Genomic DNA, 19,030 nt, shown 5'->3' with positions numbered 1-19,030 from the left:
TTATATGAAGAGTTTCTATTGATTGATACGCCGCTATGGCGTTGATAAACGGGAATAACTGCTAATACGTTAGGGTTTGGGATGATTATCAAATTCAGGCTGTCGCCATTTTTGACATTGATGTATGCCTCAATGATATCCCCTGTATTTATGCCACTAACGGTGAGGGGGGATGACTTGCCGCCTCCGCCATCTGCTGCGGTGATGCCTGACACCACCTTATATCTTGAACTGGTGGTTAACGGCCGTAACTTTGGCGAAGCCGTGCCCGTGATTTATCGCGATGGCCACTATTATTTGACATCCGAACAGTTAAAAGCGGTTGGTTTCCCCGCGCCAGCACCAAACACATCAGAAGTAGCCATTGATGCCATGGATAAAGCCCATGTCACCTATCAAGGTGACAGCCAGCGATTACTCATTGATGTTCCGAGCGAATGGCTGCCTCAGCAACGAGTGGATGCGGCGGCAACTGAGGATTACAATCTGGCGCAAAGCAGTCTCGGCCTACTGTTTAACTACGATATCTATGCCAGCCAGGGAAATAGCAGCGGCCAACCCAGCAATGCGTCGGCCTGGACAGAACAACGCCTGTTTGACCACTTCGGATTAATCAGTAACACCGGAATTTATCGCACAAACCTGACAGACACCGATAATATTACGGTTGAAAAGGGGTATGTGCGTTACGATACTCAGTGGCGATTAAATGATGAAAATCATTTGCTGAGCTACAGTGCGGGCGACCTGATAACCGGCTCGCTAGCGTGGAGTAGCTCAGTGCGTTTGGGTGGACTTCAAGTGTCACGCAACTTTGCTATTCGCCCAGATTTAGTGACTTACCCACTGCCACAGTTTGCCGGTCAGGCGGCCATTCCCAGCACAGTTGATCTCTATATTGATAACTTTAGAACCCAATCGGCATCCGTTAACCCCGGCCCTTTTGTGATTGATAATGGGCCAAGAATCAATGGCGCAGGGCAAGCAACTGTGGTCACCACCGATGCATTAGGCCGCCAGGTCAGCACCTCAATCCCCTTCTATGTGGCCAGTGATTTGCTCAAACCCGGCTTATGGGATTTTAGTGTTTCAAGTGGCATGTTGCGCCAAAACTATGGCATTCGATCCGCTGACTATGGTGAGCCGGTTGCCAGCGGAGTGCTCCGTTATGGCACCACCCCTTGGCTAACCCTGGAAGGGCGAGCCGATATTGCCAAACAGTTGAATGTGGTGGGCAGCGGGGTTAGTTTGCGGGTTGGAAATTATGGTGTTCTGAATAGCTCTTACACTATCAGTAACGCCGCTGATGACGTTTTAGGCAGTGGTATCGCCCCCACCGACACAGATACCAGCACCCCACCACCCTCATCATCTCTGCGCTATGGCGGGCACGGCAATCAATACTCGCTAGGCTACAGCTACAGCAATGCTTTTTTCAGCTTGAACGCGCAACGGATTAACCGCAGCCCACACTATGGCGACCTGGCAAATTATAAGAGTGAGTACCGGCCCAGTCGCCGTACTGACCAAATTACCGGCAGCCTGGGGCTAGGTGCTTATGGCTCAATCGGCGCAGGTTACTTTGACGTCCGTGATGCATTAGGGGAACGAACTCGCCTGGTAAATATTAGCTACAACACCACCCTATGGCGCGATACCAGTGTTTACTTCTCACTCAACCGCGAATTGGGCAGCAAGGGCTATAACGCACAGATGGTGTTAAGTATCCCTCTTGGCGACTGGGGGGCGGGCAGTATCAGCAGTGTGCGCGATACCAATAATAACTGGAGCCAACGCGTAAACTATAGCCGAGCGACCCCGACTAACGGCGGGTTTGGCTGGAATCTGGCTTATGCCAATGGTACGGGTGAAAATAGCAACTACCAGCAAGCTGACCTTATCTGGCGCACACGCGCACTGGAGAGTCGGGTTGGCGTGTATGGCAGTCAGGGTGATTATCAAAGCTGGGGCGAAGTCAGCGGATCACTGGTGGTAATGAATAACGGTGTTTACGCCAGTAACACCATTAATGATGCTTTCGCGCTGGTATCAACCCATGGTTTTGGTCAGATTCCTGTCAGTTATGAAAATCAGCTGATCGGCACAACTAACGATGACGGCTATTTATTAATTCCGAATGTCACTTCTTATTATCAGGCAAAATTCCAGATTGACCCAATGAGTTTACCGGCAGATGTAAACATGCCTGAAGTTGAACGTCGTTTGGCTATTAGCGAACGCAGTGGTTATTTAATTGACTTCCCATTAGAACAAATCACCTCCGCAACACTGCGTATTACCGATGAGTCAGGTAAAGATTTGCCTAAGGGCAGTCCGGTATTTACCTCTGAGACAAAACCCGTCAGTTATGTTGGCTGGGACGGTATTACTTATATTGAACAAGCTAAGCCACAAAATAAGCTGAAAATAATCCGGGCTGACAATGGTGCTCGTTGCTATTTGCAATTTGCTCTTAAGACCAGCACCGGCATTCAGGATATTGGCACAGTAACCTGCAAATAAGCCAATAATGGCGGCAATAATGGAGAGGATATGACCCAAAATAGCGTTAGAATCAGCTTTATAGCTAGCCACTCAGGTATTATCGTTTTGCTGATATTACTAATAGGGCTTATTGCTCCCCCCGCTCAAGCTGACTCCTGCACTTTCTCACCCGGCACGGTCACCCTGCCGCCCAGCTCATCGGTAACCGCGGGTAGCACCGCCGTTAATGCTCAGGGCGCAACGGCAATGACCTGCTCGGGGGCATTAATCTCAATTACGTTATTAGGGTCATTTACTTTGTCCGCAACAATATCCGGCACAACCAATAATCTGAACCTCAAAAATGAAGCTGGTGACCTGATCCCTTACTCGATTTATCGTACCGGTACCTTCAGCCCTGCGTTGCCTATCGGTGGTAAATTGGATTACGCAAGTTCAAGTTTGCTATCAATTAGCTTAGGTTCTCTGAACGCAAATTTACCCATCTACATTCGTACTGGAAATAATGGCGTCATAAGCACCAATATCAGTGCTGGAACCTATACAGATGTGATAAATCTGGCCTGGAATTACAACATTTGCAAAGTTCTGAACGTGCTGGGAGGGTGCATAGGCTCCTGGGTTGGTAATGGAACGGGTACCGATATATCCTCAGTAACCGTCACTTTGGTGGTCAGCAAAGATTGCGCCATTAATAGCGCCCCAAATGTCAATTTTGGTAGTTTTGCATTAGTCGGGCAATTTAATCCCATCAGCCAAAATATTACCCTCACCTGCACCAAAGGCTCCACCTTTAATACTTATGTCACGCCAGGGGATAACCCCGTAACAAATTGGCGACAAATGAAACTGAACGCCGCAAACACCACTGACTATCTGCAATATCAACTGTATCAGGGTTCCTCCGGCACCACACTGTGGGATGCGAGTTCAATGCAACCCGGCTCCGGTACTGGCGCTGCGCAACTCGTTCCTTTTCACGCTGTGATTAACCCTAATCAGAATCAAAGAACACCGGGTGATTATCAGGATAATGTTAGCCTGGTACTTGTCTATTAATTGTTAATTTGGGGAAGATAAGAAACCTATCAATACTTGCATTTAATATTGATACTTTCCTTTATTTCTCAGCGAGATAATCATAATAAAATAATTTGTGGATAAGAAAATTCCGAATGAGCTGTACTAAATCTGCCCCTGTTATACAATCTGCGGGCTTAAATAGTAGCCGACAGACTTCTTCCTAAGGAAAGCCGCGATTAAACAGGAGTGGGCATCATGACTGATTATGATAATCGGGAAAAATCAGCTGACATTGCTCTGTTAAAAGAAATGAACAGCTTACGGGATATCATCGAAAATAATTCAGACTGGATCTGGGAAGTTGATGTTGCCGGCCGTTATACCTTTTCATCGGCAAAATCTATCGAACTGTTAGGCCGCCTTCCTCATGAGGTGATCGGCAAAACCCCATTTGATTTTATGCCCAAAGATGAAGCCCATCGGGTAGGAAAATTATTCGCCGAAATTGCCGCTGAGCGCATTCCTTTTGCGGGATTACAAAACCGTAATATCCGCGCAGATGGCAGTGAAGTCTTGATAGAAAGCAGTGGTATTCCGCTGTTTGACGACCATGGCGAATTCAAAGGTTATCGGGGAATAGACCGTAATCTTAGCAACTTACCTTACAACGCCAGTCAACGCCTCTTCGAGTTGGAATCCATTTATTCCAGTGCCCCTGCTGGCCTGTGCTTTATTGATACCGCCTTGCACTACCTGACGGTAAATGACTATCTGGCAGAATTACTAGGTAAAAAAACCGTTGAAGTGAATGGTCATAAAGTGGCGGATTTCTTGCCGGGTATCATCCCTATACTGCAAAGCGCCCTGCTAAAAGCCTATTGTAACGATAGCATCCCAGATGCTGAGTTTCAGATGCCAGATAAGCAACGGGTATTTTTCATGCGAATCAACGCTGCCCGGTACCCAACTGGTCAGGTGAGTGGCCTGTCCGTCGCCATGATTGATATTTCTGCGCTGAAAAAGATGGAAGAGAAGTTGCGCAGCAGCAAGCAACATTACCGCAATATGGTAGAACTGAATCCACAGATCCCCTGGACGGCCTCCCCAGACGGCATGATCACCAATGTCAGCTCTCGCTTTGAAAAAATCACCGGGTTAACCCGTGAAGAGGCACTGGCAGACAGATGGCTGCGAACCATTCATGTTGATGACCGCCATCCCACATTAATAAGTTGGGAGCATTCTCTCCAAACACACGAACCTCTGGATGTCGAAATACGTTTTTGTCATGTGGAAAAAGGCTGGAACTGGATGCGTATTCGCGCTGTTCCCAGTGTAGATGATCACGGCAATGTGGAATGTTGGTACGGCACAGCAGAAGATATCCACGAACGTAAGCTGTTGGAACTTAAACTGATTAAGGCTAACCGGCGTCTCGAAATTCAAGCCAGAACCGACTCATTGACTAAATTACCCAATCGTCGAGAGTTCAAGAAAGTGCTAGCCCATGAATTTATGCGGGCAAGGCGTTCAGCTTCTCCATTGGCAGTTTTAATGATTGATATCGATTACTTTAAGAATTTCAATGATTGTTACGGCCATATCTCTGGTGATGCCTGCCTGCGACTGGTCGCCAGAGCATTGCGTAAGTCATTGAAACGCAGCACCGATATTGTGGCTCGTTATGGCGGAGAGGAATTTGCAGCTATTTTGCCGGATACAGACCAAAAAGGGGCCAGTCTGGTTGCTGAGCACATTTTACAATCTATCCGCGCGATGGGTATCAAACATAGTGAAAGTAAGTTTCGCAAAGTCACCATCAGTCTGGGTGTCACTGTCTATCAATCCCATCAGCACAGCAGCATTACTGATCAGTCCGATTTAATGCTGGCTGCTGACCAGGCGCTTTATTATTCTAAAAAAAATGGTCGTAATCAGTTTAATTTAGCCGAACTTCCCTGCTAGAAACGCTGCATTTTTCGCGACAACTTCTGGCACTTTTTTTAAGCTCGGCTATTCTCAATAAGGCGACCAATCTGGTCACACCTCATACCACCAGGTTAGGAAGGAGTCTTTATGGGAAATACTGTAGTAAAAATCAGAGATTTTGAAGTTGACGATGCAGTACTGTCCACACCAGCAGATAAAGGTGAAAACACGGTCAGTATCCCCTGTAAATCAGATCCTGAATTGTGTATGCAGCTCGATGGGTGGGACGAAAGTACCAGTATTCCCGCAACGCTAGATGGCCAAGATAAACTGCTCTACAAAAAGCACTATGACCGACATCAAGATGCCTGGGTAATGAGGGTGACTTGATGGTTCAAAGATCCGTCACCCATAGCTAAAATTTATGAGTGGCGGTTTCTTCTTGCATATTCGATAAAAAACGCTGACCAGAAACGAATCCGTTTCTTGCTGGGTAAATCGGCGATTAGAATATTTCCAGCAGTTTGAATTGCATACAAATCAGCATCATATTCGGGGAAAATAGGTCGTACTCTTCAAAAAAACGCTGATGTTCTTTACGCCAATAGGCCAGTGAACGATCGCCCTCACCTTCAGCGAAAGCATGCGCCTCATCAACCTGATCAAAGGTTTTCAGCTCAACATCTGTCAGCTCGACTGCACATACCGGTTCATTGCGACCATTGACCACAACAAATACATCACCCGCCTGCGGAACCCCCTCTTCATCTAATGCCGAGCAGGTTGCTGTTTTAGTGCCATTGAGAACCAGCGCCAATAACTCATCTGCAACTTGTTCAGTATCACCAAAAGCCCAACGCTCGGCGTTTTCATATTTTTGTGGAATTGCAGCCATAGTTTCATTATTCCTAATTGTAATATTATTGATGCAGCGCATATTATACCTTAACGCTATGAACTCACTCTCGCATCAACATAAATTTTCGCTACTATATCTAAGTTGCGGTGAACAAATAAATCCCGCAGAGCAACTTCTAAGTCAAACAAATCTAGCGAGGTAAAATAAAGGCCTATGGTGACCAAACGCTTGCGTACAAAACATTGGAAGATGTTTGTGGTATTACTTTGTATCTGCGGCGCATTAATGCTGCTGCGGTGGGCATCGATGATCTTTGGTTGATCACAAGTGTTTGTCTTTAGGTAAAAATAAGCAGCCGCACTTAGGGCATACTAGCGCCGTATTTTTATGCACTTTATCTGTGCTTTGCTCTGACGCTGCACCACAATCCGGACATTTAATTTTCACTTTGGCACTGCTAACCAGCCTTCTAACACTATCCAGAAATGACATATGCTCGCCCCTCAGTTGTACAACCTTATTAGATTACGTTAACCGACGACACTAAACCGTGGCGTAGTCAGCGTTACTCAGATTATCTGTACCGGATCAGCTTTCACTCAATGGAAAGAACCGGATTTGCAGGAGACAATGGAAAGAAACAAGCAGAAAATGGAAAGGTACGGGGAGGAACATTCACCACGCAGCATGGCTGGCATGCTTGGCGCAGTGAAATGGTAGGCAGGTTGTGGGAACCCCTTGGTCTGAGATCAGTGATTCCATAATTCTTGGATCAACCCTCTGACCCGAACCTTGGAAGCACCCGCCACCAGGCTGATAATACGGTTCGCACTCAACGTAGACACATCAGTATTCCATTCATCAAATGAATGATCGGCATAACTGTCGTTGAAAACCTTTTTTATCGAGGATTCAGCTTCGGACATCTCACTGAAACTCTTGGCGTTGATTAAGCACTGAGCGATGATTGAGACTTTTTTCATGTTTTATCCTTGATTATCGGTCGCATAGTGTAGCACAATTGCACCTTCTCTGCTCGTATGCTGCTTAAATTGTTTTCAATTGAAGCTAACCGATTGATAACATACTGAATTCAATCAACTCCATTCCCCATCTTATCTCTCTGCATTTTGCAGCGTTTATTCTTTTTTTGACACTTAAAAACCGCTTCATCACCGCAACATGGTCTAAAAAAACCACCCACGTCACAAATCAGCAACAATATATTCATTAATTATTCATTTGCTGTATGCTTTTTATTCAATCTGCGTGCTATATTGTAATTGCTCAGACATGACCAAAAGTTTAACCCGTGCAGGTAATCCGAGGTGTGAAATGATCAGCAACTTTTTTCTCTATTCACTTTTCATTATTTACATCACTGCTGCGGTTGTTGATGGCTCACTGCCGCTATTGGATCTAATGTCGTTATAGCCGTAGCCGCACCACTTAACTGAATCGAAAATTCCGCGCCTTAATATCAATATCTCCTCAAAACGTACTATCATCGACTCTGCAACTGATGAGATGTGATGTAATACCAACAATGCTGACTCAACGGGCTGTCGGGGCTGACATTAGGATGAGGAAAACTCTCCGGTGCTCGCACCATTCCTATTCGTTCCATCAATGCTTGTGAGCGCAGATTAATTAACGCAGTAAATGACACGATCTTAGTCAACTTTAATCTCTCAAAACCTACCTGCAAAGCAGCCAAAGCGGCTTCTGTCGCTAACCCCTGTCCCCAGAATGGATAAGCAAAACGCCAGGCTATTTCGACACAAGGTGAAAAAGGGAGTTTGGCTGCGGGAATATGCAGCCCCAAAGCCCCGATAAATTGCCCAGTGGCTTTAAACTCAACGGCCCACAATCCCCACCCCTGCTGTTCAATCAATAGCTGACAACGATCAGCCATCGCATCACTTTCCTCACGAGTCAAGGGGGCTGGGAAATACGCCATGACTCGCTTATCGGCATTAAATGCGGCAAAAGGGGCTTTGTCAGAAGGTATCCATTGCCGCAGCCGAAGCCGTTCAGTTTCAACTTCAATCAAGTTCTTCATTCTGCTCCACTCTTTTTACGCACGCCTGCATCCTGTGTGCAATGAGGAATGACTGGCTCTACTTCTGCGACAATACACGCCATTGCTGTACTGAAGGCCGCTGCCATTGATAACTTGCATATTTGCGCAGATATCCCGGCAGCGCATCCCCATTGAGCGCTAACCGGTTAAGCATCAACGCCAAGTCAGTATCAGCAATACACCATTCACTGAATAAATTCTTTCGTCCATCCGAAAGCAAGCGCTCCAACCCTGAAATCAGCTTATGAGCCGCTTGCTGCCCCTGGTCGGATAATGGTGGCATGTTCATTCCAGCAAAGACGACTTCGGTAGGCCGTTCAGCCCTAATTGGCATAAAATCACTGCGCAACCAGGCTTGAATTTCACGTGCTTTGGCGCGTTCTTGTCTATCTTGCGGGTAAATTCGCGCGTATTCCGGTGAAGGAAATCGCTCTTCTAAGTATTCAGAAATCGCTGAGGATTCAGATAATCGAAAATCATCGATAATCAGTGTGGGCACACGACGAGTCGCTGATAGTTTGCCAAACTCCCCACGTAGGTTCTCGCCAGCAGAGAGATCAATCGCGCTCAATGTAAAAGGAAGCGCTTTTTCTGTCAGTGCTACAAAGACCGACATGACATAAGGGCTGAAAAAATTCGCGTCGGTATATAACACAATAGTTTGCTGACTCATTGAGACTCCGGCTAATTATCACCAAATGATTACGTTAGTCGGTTTTAAGTGGCGTGAAAAGAGTCTGCTGTAAAAAGTTATTATCCGGAATAACGCTGCGTTGAATCGCCACTCTCCTATTGGGCATCTCCGATCCAAATAAAGATGCTCCCCGTAGGCGGTTGTCAGATATAAAGACAGAATTACTGCTCCGTCGAGGTGGCCGGTGGCTCAGTGCTATCTTCGACATAAAGCGTACGGCTGGGGAAAGCAAAGTCTGCACCGTGTGTATGGACGATATCGATAAACTTCAAATAGCAGGTCTGCTGGACGGCTAGCCACTCAGCCCACACCCTTGTCTTGGTAAAGCAATAAACCATAATATTAAGAGAGGAGTCGCCAAATCCATTGAAATAGACCAATAAGGTTTGTTGGTGATCGATATCATCATTATTGGCTAAAAATTTGTGCATCTCAGCCACAATTGCGCCAATTTTATCCGCATCCTCATAGCGCAGCGCCAGAGTGGTTTTTATTCTGCGGTTAGTCATGCGACCTGGGTTTTCAACACTAGTATCTGTGAATGCAGAATTAGGAACGTACAGTGGGCGATTTTCAAATGTCATTATTTTTGTCAGCCGCCAACCTATTTCAACAACAACACCTTCAATATGACGATCCGGCAAACGTATCCAGTCTCCGATATTAAAAGGGCGATCAAAATAAAGCATCACTCCAGAGAAAAAATTACTCAGAATATCTTTTCCAGCCATACCTACAGCAAGGCCACCAATACCACCAAAGGTAACCAGCCCGGAAAAACTCATGCCCAAATGCTCGCCATAGAGCAGAATAACGACCACTACGAGCGTAATTTTTAACATCCGCGCGATGATTTTAGCGCTGGTGATATCACTACCTTTTGCTACCTGCCGTTTTTCCAGCACATCAAATAATACAAACATCTTACGTATTAGCATCAATAAGATGACTGACATGCAGACGAAATTAACCGTCTTAGGTGTGATAAAGCTTATTTTTATATCAGCGAGTGCATTATTGATGATGTTCCCCACTACCATCACCATGACAGACCACAGGAGGAAACTGACAAACTGCAATATGAAACTGTAACGAGAATGGTGTCGCCGCATTCCCCACATAGAGACAATTAATAAGGCAATGACACAGCTGATGACCAAAACCAGCCCGACAATATTATCCATAGTAAACTGAGCAACCATATGCTTTATGTCCTCAAACATATCTCATCACATTCGTTACTCTGCCAATTCTATCGCAATTAAGTATGAGGACCTAGGATGTTGACGCTTTTACTTATAGCGCCCGGCAAGATAAGGGGGATTAATTTTTGGGGCCAGGCCACCCTGGCCCAAAAATCAAACTTATGACGGTCAATCTTCAGTGGGTTTATCATCTAAAATTGTCAGCAGAATATCTGCATCTGGGGTGGTGATATGTTTCCCCTCAAGAAAGCCAGCAAGTTTGGCTTCTGCATTATGTTCGTACACTTCATAACCCGCAATTCGATACCCTGGAATACCGTCCTGACCACGAATATATTCATCACCGTCAATGTAATACTCAACAACACCGCTGGCATCTTCAATCTCGTAACGTTTATCAAAAGGAAACTGTTTCATCATTCATCCTGGAAAAATATGCATAGCCATATGATGCCAAATTAGCGCTATTTAAGAAAGCCTTAGCCGTTACGCTATTAGATAGCACCTCTGAACATTATATTGAGGCCATTCGGTATATATAACCGATTAATGTAAAGTTTCCGACATTCTCATGGTTAATAATCTTATTTAATTCTCATGCCAAACAAGCTAATCCAAGGTAAACTAATGCGCCTAAATAAGGAGCAGGGATGAGCACTGAAATATTCATTGCAGTATTGGGCGCGGCACTGTTGCATGCTAGCTGGAATGCTTTAGTGAAATTTGGCACTGACCGATTAGTTGCTATTTCATTGATGGCAATTTTTTCCGGCGTCATCTCATTCTTTGGCATTTTTTTTGTGGGTTTGCCCTCTCTCGACGCGCTTCCTTGGTTGCTCCTGTCGGTCGCGTTTCACACGGGATATTGTCTCTTTCTCAGTAAAGCCTACGAACAAGCCGAGTTCGGGCAAATTTATCCTATCGCTCGCGGCGTAGCGCCCTTATTAAGTGCCCTGCTTTCGTGGTTAATTTTGTCGGAAATTCCACGCACAATAGCGTTATTCGGGGCCATCATTCTGGTTTCTGGGGTTATTATGATGACATTTGATGGCCGTCATGGCCCAAATAAACTCAACCTCCAAGCCATCATCTATGCATTAATTACGGCGACATTTACCGCCTGCTATACCTTATCCGATGGCGCAGGCAGTCGAGCCAGCATAGAACCTCTCAGTTATATTTTTTGGCTATTTATGTCCAATGGTATAGCTATGTTTGCGCTGCTTTGGGTAATGCACAGGAATAGGATTTTTCGTGAAATCAGGCAACACTGGCGTCACGGTATCATTGGTGGCGCTATGCAATTATTGGCTTATGGCATCGTCATTTGGGCCATGAAGAGTACACCAATCGCCTTGGTAGCAGCACTACGTGAGACCAGCGTACTCTTCGCCATGGTTATTTCTATCTGGATGTTAAAAGAAAAGCCCTCAGTATTACGCCTTATCGCAAGTGCCATTATTATGGCTGGCGTTGCCATTACCAAATTTGGTTAATCTTTCAGCACCCAAGGAAACATCTATTGCTTCAATAAAAAACCCGTGCACTATCTCTCCCGTAAACCGGCTATACTCATAGAAATCCTATAAAAAAGGAGAATATATGCTCATAGGATTTGTTTTACTGGTTAGCACCTGCGGAATGGATGCCTGCGAGGCTCTGCCTGTGACTGACGATGTTTATGCAACACGCCATGAATGCATGGCTGTCGCTGCCCGAATTCACCAAAGAAGGCCTGATGTAGTTTTGATCTGTGGTGAAGTTTATCGCAATTCTGATAGTGATAAATCGTAAAAAACCATCTGGAATCTATCCCTGCCAGCGGCATTACCGCCCTTTCTTCTTGCGTCCAGGCTGAGTAAAACGCTTACGACCCGCAGAGTTACCCTCTGACTTTTCAGCAGGTTTTGATCGGTTAATGGGCGGTTTTTTAGCTACAACAGATTTAGCTTTTGGTTTTTTTGCCGGTTTCTCATCAGACGATGAATTTTCAATCAGCTTAAATAACTCTATTAGCTCATCATCGCGCAAATCCCGCCACTCGCCAATGGGCAGACCTTTCAGATTGACGTTCATGATACGAGTGCGTTCAAGCTTAGTCACTTCATAACCAAAGTGCTTACACATGCGGCGAATTTGCCGATTAAGCCCCTGAACCAAAGTGATACTAAATACAAACGGAGCTTCTTTCTTTACTTTGCATTTTTTGGTCACAGTACCCAGCATAGGTACACCGGCACTCAAACCGACAATAAACTCATCGGTCACCGGCTTATTAACCGTTACCACATATTCTTTTTCGTGATCATTACCCGCGCGTAGGATCTTATTCACTAAATCGCCGTGATTGGTCAGGAAAATAAGACCTTGGGAATCTTTATCCAGGCGGCCAATGGGAAAAACGCGTTTGCTGTGGTTAACAAAATCAACGATATTATCGCCTTCACCCTCTTCCGTGGTGCAGATAATGCCAATCGGTTTATTTAGCGCAATTAGCACCAGATCATTTTCATCGCGTGGTTCGATAAGTTGACCATTTACTTTCACCACATCACCAACATATACCTGATCGCCTACTGCGGCCCGCTTGCCGTTAATAAAAACATTTCCTTGCTCTACATAACGGTCAGCATCGCGACGCGAACAGATGCCGCTTTCGCTAATATATTTGTTAAGACGAATGGATGAGTTGGTCAGCATAATTTTCCGTAAAAATTGCACTATAACACGTTAGCGGGTGAATTCTGCAAGACTGCTTCATAGAGAAGCTGGATCGGTGTTTCGCTTACCTATTAGTGACTTTGGTTGGATAGTTAACTATCAGAAACAATGCCATTTCGCGTAGGCGTTTTATCAAACAAAATATCAGTGCATCATCATAATGCACTGATATCCCGAAATCCTATTGTCCAGAATATTAGAAGTTGTATTTAACCCCTAGCATCACAGCGGTATCGCTGTAGCCTTTGTTGCCCACTTGCTGAGCAACATTACCCCACAGATTCACTTGTTTATTTATTTGCCCTTCTACACCCACTTTCAGCTCACCAATATTGGCTGCGCCACTTTGTTTCACTAAATGACCATCCATATTGGTAGCGAAATCTTTGCTGTTATGGATCCAATTCGCTTCAATATACGGCTGGAAGACGCGATCTTTTCCCTTATCCTGACGGCTGTAACCGTTCATGAAAGCTTTCACACCCAAGCGGGTTTGGATATTGCCATCACCTTCGCCGGACACTTCTGTGCCATTAGCTTCTTTGTGGTCATCAGCTTTAACCCCCATCCAGGTTACCTGTGCTTTCGGTTGGATAAAGTAAGTCGCATTCTTGGCTACATTCTCACCCATTTTAAAGGTATAACCGCTTTCTATAGATGCTGTCATCCCGTTGGATTTGTACTCTTCAGTGCGCAAATCCTGGCCGTCTACACGGTTGTTGAACCAGCTATATTGCGCCCAACTGTCCACATACCAACCCGACTTATCTGCTGCGTTAGCATACCAGGTGCCATATATCCCGGTACTGTAACCATCAACCGAGGCACGGGCGCTGTAACCGGACAAACGAGACTCGGTACGACTTTTACTGTTTGCATAACCGGCCATCACGCCGAGGTGGAAGCGCTCTTGTCCATCATGACTCCACTGTGCGATATCGCCCCCCAATTGCACGACATACCGGTTAGCCTGCGTATTTAATTGGTCATAAGTATCACGAGAACGGTTATGCCCACCAGCGTTGCGCAACCACATACTGGTCACTTTCCGTTCACCAGTCAGTGCGTCAATATATTGCGTTTCGCCTAAACGGTCATGCAGGCTTGTGACAAACATATTGTTGGCCGCTGCCAGGTTTGTGGCATACCCACTGGCTTCCGGACGCTCAATCATAGCTGCTGGATGAGTGCCACCAAGATCACCGCTGGCGGTTGTGCTGGTCAGATACCAGTGACGAGTATTAGCCCCTACGCCGCGCGCCAGAGAATAATCATACGCACCGGCGACAATACGCCCGCTTTGCACAAAGTCACCGTCTGACTGACCATTCACCTGAATCAGCTCAATGCCATTTAACGTCTGCGCACCCTGCCCACCTGCATTATCCACACTCACATGGGTCGTTCCGCTGCTGTTGCCGTTGACTATCATGCTGTCTGTTGCCGAGCTGTCATCCCCCAGCGCCGAGTTGAAATGCAGCAACCCGTTGTTACCAATATAGTTACCATTAACCACTAATTGATTACCGCTGATACCGCTGCCATCACTGGTTTTGTTACCAATAAAAACAGTGCCGCTGTTGGTTAAATTTGTCCCAATCGTCAAGAGATTGCTGGCAGGCGCCAGCCTGCTCAGTAGTGATGTCGCCGGTGCAACTGGATTGCCAACAAACAGCGTGCCGTTGTTATCCACCGCCCCTGCTACGCCACCAAAACCGCCCATAAAAGCACCGTTGGCAATGTTCACTTGCTGGCTGGCCAATGTTATTGGGTCCGCACTGCTGCCCAAAATAAGTCCGCCAGTATTGATATCTGTTTGACCGCTATAAGCCGTAGATTGTGTTAACGATAGAGTGCCAGCACCATTCTTGCTCAGACTGCCCGTGCCAGTAATTCCATTTTCTAGCACCCAGTCGCTGGCAGCATTCAACACCAACGCACCGTTGTTGGTCACCGATGCGCTACCCAGATGCTCTGCCTGAGAAACCGTTAACTGACTACCGGTGTTGATATCAAACTGGCCGCTGAACATGCTGTTATCACCACTGGCAATAATGTCACTGTTATCCTGTAACACCACGCTACCCGCATCACTGATGGCATTCGCCAACTGACCCGCCGCACCTTTCAGTGTCAGCAGCCCGGCGTTGACGATATCGCCATTCCCCAGACCCGCAGCATTGTTCAGTAATACTTGTGCGCCGTTGGCAATAGTGGTCACCGCACTCAGGCCACTGTTGGCACCATTAACGGTCAACACATCAGCCGCAATCGTCAGTGCACCGCTGCCGGTCAGCTCACCCTCCACCACACCGCCCTGTCTCAATGTCAGATTGCCACCATTGAGATGCAATAGTGACCCGGCAAGCCCCTTCAATTCGCCTATCGTCTGATTGTGACCATTCATATCAAAGGAAGTATCCGCCGCCAGTGATAACAGCGAGGTCTGCCCCAGCACATTATCATTGAGCATCTGCAAGGTGCCGCTGCGTAGGTCGGTAGAACCGGTGTAATCGTTGTCCAGATTAGATAATGTCACGGTGTTTCCTGCACCGGTATCAATCGCCAAATCGCCACTGCCCGTGATGTTGGCGCTCAAATCCGCCGCCGGTCCGGTTTTGTTGGTGGCATAGAGTGACAGCGCATCAGCGCCGCTGCCCAACAACTCAACCTGCGTCAGGCCGTAGCCCACATACAAACCGTCGTTATTGGCACCACTGGTCAGGCGATAGTCGTAAGTCCCTTTCGCCACGGTCATCCCGTTTTGAGTAATATCCGCGGAGGTTTCATCGGTAATGATATTGCCATGCTGATCTTTCAATACCAGATTGCCGCCATTGCCTTGCACCGCTACATCACTGGCTGCCAGTTGTAGCAAGGTGTTGATATCATCCTGCTCCATGATTGGCAGCACCTGATTGGCTGGCGCCGGGCTGTTATCGATACTGCCGATATTCACCTCAACCGTACCGCTACCCAGCAGGTTCATCTCATTGGTGGTATGGATGGTGCTTTTCGCGACGGTATCACCGGGGGTTCCGGTATCAAACTTCAGCGTACCGCCGTCGAAAGCCAGACCACCAAAAGTCTGCACGCCTGTGCCGACGGTAACAGTGCTACCCGACCCTGCTCGCAGCGTTGCATTGCTCAACTCGGTAGTATTAACGCCATCTAACCGGAACGTGCCATTACCCACCGCGAGCATGCCAGAAAATGCATTGCCGACCCCCGCAGCAAGATCGAAGGCCTGACCGGCGGTGTCGGTGGTGATTAGCCCTGAACCTGTGAGTCTATTGCCCAATAGCACCGCAGCATTGCGCCAGATAACCAGCGTGCCGTTCGCTTGAAGATCAACATTCCCGATAACACTTCCCGTACTGCCACCATCACCCAATTGCAAAGTACCCGCAGTGATCGTCGTTCCGCCGGTATAGGTATTATCATTGAGCAGGATCGTTGTACCGCTGCCCTTTTGTTGCAGCGCCCCTTTTCCCTCAATCCTATCGATGGTTACCCGATCAGCGCTAGCAAGAGCCAAAATACCGCTATTATCCACCTGATGGAGATAGGCATTGCCAGAGGCCGCGCCATTGCCTATCTGCAATGTGCCGTACGAAATTATGGTGTTACCGGTATAAGTTATTGCACTTTCCAGCGTCAGTTTACCTGTACCATCCTTCGTCAAATTTCCTGTACCGGTGATCGCATTTGCCGCCAGCAACGCGTCATAATCCTGAGTATCAAATTTAGCGCCAAGGTTACCTAAACTGACATCGCCACCGATATGCAGACTGCCAACCCCACTGTTTCTCATGGTGGCATTATTCAGTGAAAGCGAACCCAGAGATGAACTACCTGCGCCAACATTCCACGCAGATCGGGTGTTTAACGTTATTGACGAGTTACCGGCTTCAGTGCGCCCCGTGATAGTGGAAGCATCATTAGCTGTAATACTTATAATGCTGCCATTGTCTTGCATCAGTACAGGCCCGCTGATACCACTATCAGACAGCACAAGGTCAAGTGAGCCACTCTGACCGAGGATAGCTGGCCCCTGGGTACTGCTGAGCACACTGCTGGTAAAGGTAAGCTGATTAGCACCACTGCTTGATTGGATCACATTGCCATTACTGCCCGTTACCCTGCCGACCAGATTCTGAAATACTTGTGCAGCGCCATTGGCAACCTCTAGCGCTTTACCTGAGGCGGCGTAAACATAAACACTCAGAGTGGCAGAACTGTTGATGGCGGAACCTGCACCATCAATTATCAGCCCCGAGCTATTCTTACCATTTATATACAATATGCCACCGGCCAGATTGACGACACCGCCACTACTGACCTGAATACCATTGCCAGCAAAGGTAGCGTTGCTGCCCAGCAGTGCCGGTTTAATCAACTCAACCTGCCCACCGCTATCCGCAACGATACCCGCCATACCGGCAATCGCCGTCGTGGTTGCCAGAGAACCTGCATCCACCGTGACCGAGCCGCCATTAGTGGCATGCACTGCACGCTGAACCGCACTGATATTGCCAGAACTCAGCACCGAACTGCCCGTTCCACTGGCCTGTACGCCAGTATTACTTGCACTCATCGTGCCAGAGCCAAAAATATAGCTGCCGCCGTTGATGGCTTGAGCACCGATGCTGCTACCTGCAACACCGGTAACATTAGCTCCCTGATTGTAAACAACAGAATCAACGCCATCAGCCCGGATGGTGGTGTTGTTCCAGCCAGGGGCAGATATAGTGCCACTGTTGAGCTGAACGATTGCCCCCTCAGCGGCATAGACGGCGGTTGATCCCTGCATACCGCCTTGAATCAAATTTGCATGAGAAAATGTGATTGTTGAGTTTTTACCGATAGCCGCTAAAACAGAACTCGCGCCGGAGAGGGTGCCGCCGGTAATATTGATGGTGCTACCATTACGGGCAGTTACCGCAGATGCGTTGCTACCACTCACACTAATATCAGCGGATGTCGTTACATGACTGGCTACCGGGCCAGCGGCATAAACAGCACTCACCCCATAGCCACTGGCGCTAACCGAACCGCCAACAAGATTAAGAGAAGCACCATTAGTGGCGTGGGCTGTGCCAACTATCTCAGTGTCTGAGGTTGAAATTGAGCTGCCAGCACCGGTTGCGACCATCCCATTCGATAATACCTTGCCACCACTCAGAACAACTGCACCACCTAGCTCGGCCCGAACACCGGTTCCCACACCAGAACCCGATATATCTGCATTTCCGGTGATCAAACTGCCTGCACCGCTCGACACAATACCAAATAAGCCGGACAGCGCACCGCCCTGAAGATTGAGCACGCCGCCATTATAGACCCCCGCTCCGCCAGTGCTGCCAACGATGGTCGCTGCACTGTCAACCACACTGCCATTACCATCTACTACGATGCCGTAGGTGCAGCAAACGGTGGCCTGCGAACTGGAAGTATTCATGGTGATATTGCTGTCAGCATCAAGATAGGCTTTGCCACCAGTATTGACATAAAGAGCAGCGGTATTTCCACCTGATGCCGGGGCCTGCGAGGTCAGCGTGACCTTGGTACCGGTATACTCACCACCATTGGTCACGACCACAGCCGGGCCGGTAGCCGAATCTCGCTGCACATCACTTTCACTCTCAGTGCTGCTAATCACAATGGCCGGTAGTGGTTGGGCCAAAGCCGAACCTGCATTCAATGAACCAAACCCTAAAACAAGAGAAAATCCGGTGACTGTATTTATCGTTAACGAGCTGGATGCTTTACATTTCTTCCCAGCTTTAGCAAACTCGGATACGACATCGAAACGATTCAATGCAGCATTCCAAATAATCTTGAAGACTTTATTCATATTGTATTCTCAATAAAATCCTGGTTGGCATCAAAATATGATGTTTAATAAAAAATCAGGCCTGGTTTTTGTATGTAAATGTTTTTATAACTGGTTGAGTTATTTTATTAATAAGTAGGTGTGGGCAGATTAATACCACCACCTTATATATACC

General features: G+C 47.2%; 16 protein-coding genes. 7 read left to right on the top strand and 9 right to left on the bottom strand.

Annotated elements, in window-relative coordinates:
• Positions 1-81: 81 nt before the first annotated feature.
• The 4 genes from HU019_RS05500 to HU019_RS05485 all read left to right on the top strand — a co-directional run bounded on the left by HU019_RS05500 (position 82) and on the right by HU019_RS05485 (position 5,847).
• Positions 82-2,523, top strand: coding sequence for a fimbria/pilus outer membrane usher protein (locus HU019_RS05500; protein ID WP_174847548.1), 2,442 nt, complete (start codon positions 82-84; stop codon positions 2,521-2,523).
• Positions 2,524-2,553: 30 nt separating this feature from the next.
• The gene (locus tag HU019_RS05495; RefSeq protein ID WP_174847547.1) at positions 2,554-3,564 is read left to right on the top strand and encodes a Csu type fimbrial protein; all 1,011 of its coding nucleotides are present in this window, start codon (positions 2,554-2,556) and stop codon (positions 3,562-3,564) included.
• 219 nt (positions 3,565-3,783) lie between these two features.
• The gene (locus tag HU019_RS05490; protein ID WP_174847546.1) at positions 3,784-5,493 is read left to right on the top strand and encodes a sensor domain-containing diguanylate cyclase; all 1,710 of its coding nucleotides are present in this window, start codon (positions 3,784-3,786) and stop codon (positions 5,491-5,493) included.
• A gap of 111 nt (positions 5,494-5,604) precedes the next feature.
• Positions 5,605-5,847: a DUF1480 family protein gene (locus tag HU019_RS05485; protein ID WP_050077533.1), complete on the top strand. Its 243-nt coding sequence runs from the start codon at positions 5,605-5,607 to the stop codon at positions 5,845-5,847.
• Positions 5,848-5,962: 115 nt separating this feature from the next.
• Here HU019_RS05485 and HU019_RS05480 read toward each other — a convergent pair whose 3' ends face one another.
• On the bottom strand, positions 5,963-6,352 hold the full coding sequence (locus HU019_RS05480) for an ASCH domain-containing protein (protein WP_174847545.1): 390 nt from the start codon (positions 6,350-6,352) through the stop codon (positions 5,963-5,965).
• Between the two features lie 177 nt (positions 6,353-6,529).
• Between HU019_RS05480 and yniD the strand changes: the two genes are divergently transcribed.
• Positions 6,530-6,637 (top strand): small membrane protein YniD, encoded by a 108-nt coding sequence (gene yniD, locus HU019_RS20240; protein ID WP_227739304.1) that lies wholly within the window; start codon positions 6,530-6,532, stop codon positions 6,635-6,637.
• Here yniD and HU019_RS20160 read toward each other — a convergent pair whose 3' ends face one another.
• The 6 genes from HU019_RS20160 to HU019_RS05455 all read right to left on the bottom strand — a co-directional run bounded on the left by HU019_RS20160 (position 6,638) and on the right by HU019_RS05455 (position 10,715).
• Positions 6,638-6,808 (bottom strand): YnfU family zinc-binding protein, encoded by a 171-nt coding sequence (locus tag HU019_RS20160; RefSeq protein ID WP_217450909.1) that lies wholly within the window; start codon positions 6,806-6,808, stop codon positions 6,638-6,640.
• Positions 6,809-7,065: 257 nt separating this feature from the next.
• Complete coding sequence (locus tag HU019_RS05475) at positions 7,066-7,299, bottom strand: hypothetical protein (RefSeq protein ID WP_005272441.1); 234 nt, start codon at positions 7,297-7,299, stop codon at positions 7,066-7,068.
• Positions 7,300-7,820: 521 nt separating this feature from the next.
• Positions 7,821-8,378 (bottom strand): GNAT family N-acetyltransferase, encoded by a 558-nt coding sequence (locus tag HU019_RS05470; RefSeq protein ID WP_174847544.1) that lies wholly within the window; start codon positions 8,376-8,378, stop codon positions 7,821-7,823.
• Positions 8,379-8,436: 58 nt separating this feature from the next.
• On the bottom strand, positions 8,437-9,072 hold the full coding sequence (gene yfcF, locus HU019_RS05465) for a glutathione transferase (protein ID WP_174847543.1): 636 nt from the start codon (positions 9,070-9,072) through the stop codon (positions 8,437-8,439).
• 182 nt (positions 9,073-9,254) lie between these two features.
• Positions 9,255-10,295: a mechanosensitive ion channel family protein gene (locus HU019_RS05460; protein WP_174847542.1), complete on the bottom strand. Its 1,041-nt coding sequence runs from the start codon at positions 10,293-10,295 to the stop codon at positions 9,255-9,257.
• 171 nt (positions 10,296-10,466) lie between these two features.
• A complete protein-coding gene (locus tag HU019_RS05455) occupies positions 10,467-10,715 on the bottom strand; it encodes a hypothetical protein (protein ID WP_174847541.1) in 249 nt (82 codons plus the stop codon).
• 233 nt (positions 10,716-10,948) lie between these two features.
• On the opposite strand from HU019_RS05455, the gene HU019_RS05450 reads away from it, so the two are divergent.
• Together HU019_RS05450 and HU019_RS05445 are read left to right on the top strand one after the other, a co-directional pair.
• Positions 10,949-11,794, top strand: coding sequence for a DMT family transporter (locus HU019_RS05450; RefSeq protein WP_174847540.1), 846 nt, complete (start codon positions 10,949-10,951; stop codon positions 11,792-11,794).
• 106 nt (positions 11,795-11,900) lie between these two features.
• Positions 11,901-12,092, top strand: coding sequence for a hypothetical protein (locus tag HU019_RS05445; RefSeq protein ID WP_174847539.1), 192 nt, complete (start codon positions 11,901-11,903; stop codon positions 12,090-12,092).
• A gap of 33 nt (positions 12,093-12,125) precedes the next feature.
• Here the strand turns inward: HU019_RS05445 and rluF are convergent, their stop codons facing one another.
• Entirely contained in the window at positions 12,126-12,998 is an 873-nt protein-coding gene (gene rluF, locus HU019_RS05440; protein ID WP_174847538.1) for a 23S rRNA pseudouridine(2604) synthase RluF, read from the bottom strand.
• 217 nt (positions 12,999-13,215) lie between these two features.
• On the bottom strand, positions 13,216-18,876 hold the full coding sequence (locus tag HU019_RS05435) for an autotransporter outer membrane beta-barrel domain-containing protein (protein ID WP_174847537.1): 5,661 nt from the start codon (positions 18,874-18,876) through the stop codon (positions 13,216-13,218).
• Positions 18,877-19,030: the final 154 nt, after the last annotated feature.

This window comes from Yersinia artesiana, from assembly GCF_902726545.1.
Lineage (GTDB): Bacteria > Pseudomonadota > Gammaproteobacteria > Enterobacterales > Enterobacteriaceae > Yersinia > Yersinia artesiana.
The sequence above is the reverse complement of the archived record's forward strand: the minus strand, read 5'-3'. Positions and strand labels throughout refer to the sequence as shown.

Bases quoted from the DNA above. Each gene is read 5' to 3' on its own strand.
- HU019_RS05500 (WP_174847548.1), top strand. From the start codon at position 82: ATGATTATCAAATTCAGGCTGTCGCCATTTTTGACATTGATGTATGCC.
- HU019_RS05495 (WP_174847547.1), top strand. From the start codon at position 2,554: ATGACCCAAAATAGCGTTAGAATCAGCTTTATAGCTAGCCACTCAGGT.
- HU019_RS05490 (WP_174847546.1), top strand. From the start codon at position 3,784: ATGACTGATTATGATAATCGGGAAAAATCAGCTGACATTGCTCTGTTA.
- HU019_RS05485 (WP_050077533.1), top strand. From the start codon at position 5,605: ATGGGAAATACTGTAGTAAAAATCAGAGATTTTGAAGTTGACGATGCA.
- HU019_RS05480 (WP_174847545.1), bottom strand. From the start codon at position 6,352: ATGGCTGCAATTCCACAAAAATATGAAAACGCCGAGCGTTGGGCTTTT.
- yniD (WP_227739304.1), top strand. From the start codon at position 6,530: ATGGTGACCAAACGCTTGCGTACAAAACATTGGAAGATGTTTGTGGTA.
- HU019_RS20160 (WP_217450909.1), bottom strand. From the start codon at position 6,808: ATGTCATTTCTGGATAGTGTTAGAAGGCTGGTTAGCAGTGCCAAAGTG.
- HU019_RS05475 (WP_005272441.1), bottom strand. From the start codon at position 7,299: ATGAAAAAAGTCTCAATCATCGCTCAGTGCTTAATCAACGCCAAGAGT.
- HU019_RS05470 (WP_174847544.1), bottom strand. From the start codon at position 8,378: ATGAAGAACTTGATTGAAGTTGAAACTGAACGGCTTCGGCTGCGGCAA.
- yfcF (WP_174847543.1), bottom strand. From the start codon at position 9,072: ATGAGTCAGCAAACTATTGTGTTATATACCGACGCGAATTTTTTCAGC.
- HU019_RS05460 (WP_174847542.1), bottom strand. From the start codon at position 10,295: ATGGTTGCTCAGTTTACTATGGATAATATTGTCGGGCTGGTTTTGGTC.
- HU019_RS05455 (WP_174847541.1), bottom strand. From the start codon at position 10,715: ATGAAACAGTTTCCTTTTGATAAACGTTACGAGATTGAAGATGCCAGC.
- HU019_RS05450 (WP_174847540.1), top strand. From the start codon at position 10,949: ATGAGCACTGAAATATTCATTGCAGTATTGGGCGCGGCACTGTTGCAT.
- HU019_RS05445 (WP_174847539.1), top strand. From the start codon at position 11,901: ATGCTCATAGGATTTGTTTTACTGGTTAGCACCTGCGGAATGGATGCC.
- rluF (WP_174847538.1), bottom strand. From the start codon at position 12,998: ATGCTGACCAACTCATCCATTCGTCTTAACAAATATATTAGCGAAAGC.
- HU019_RS05435 (WP_174847537.1), bottom strand. From the start codon at position 18,876: ATGAATAAAGTCTTCAAGATTATTTGGAATGCTGCATTGAATCGTTTC.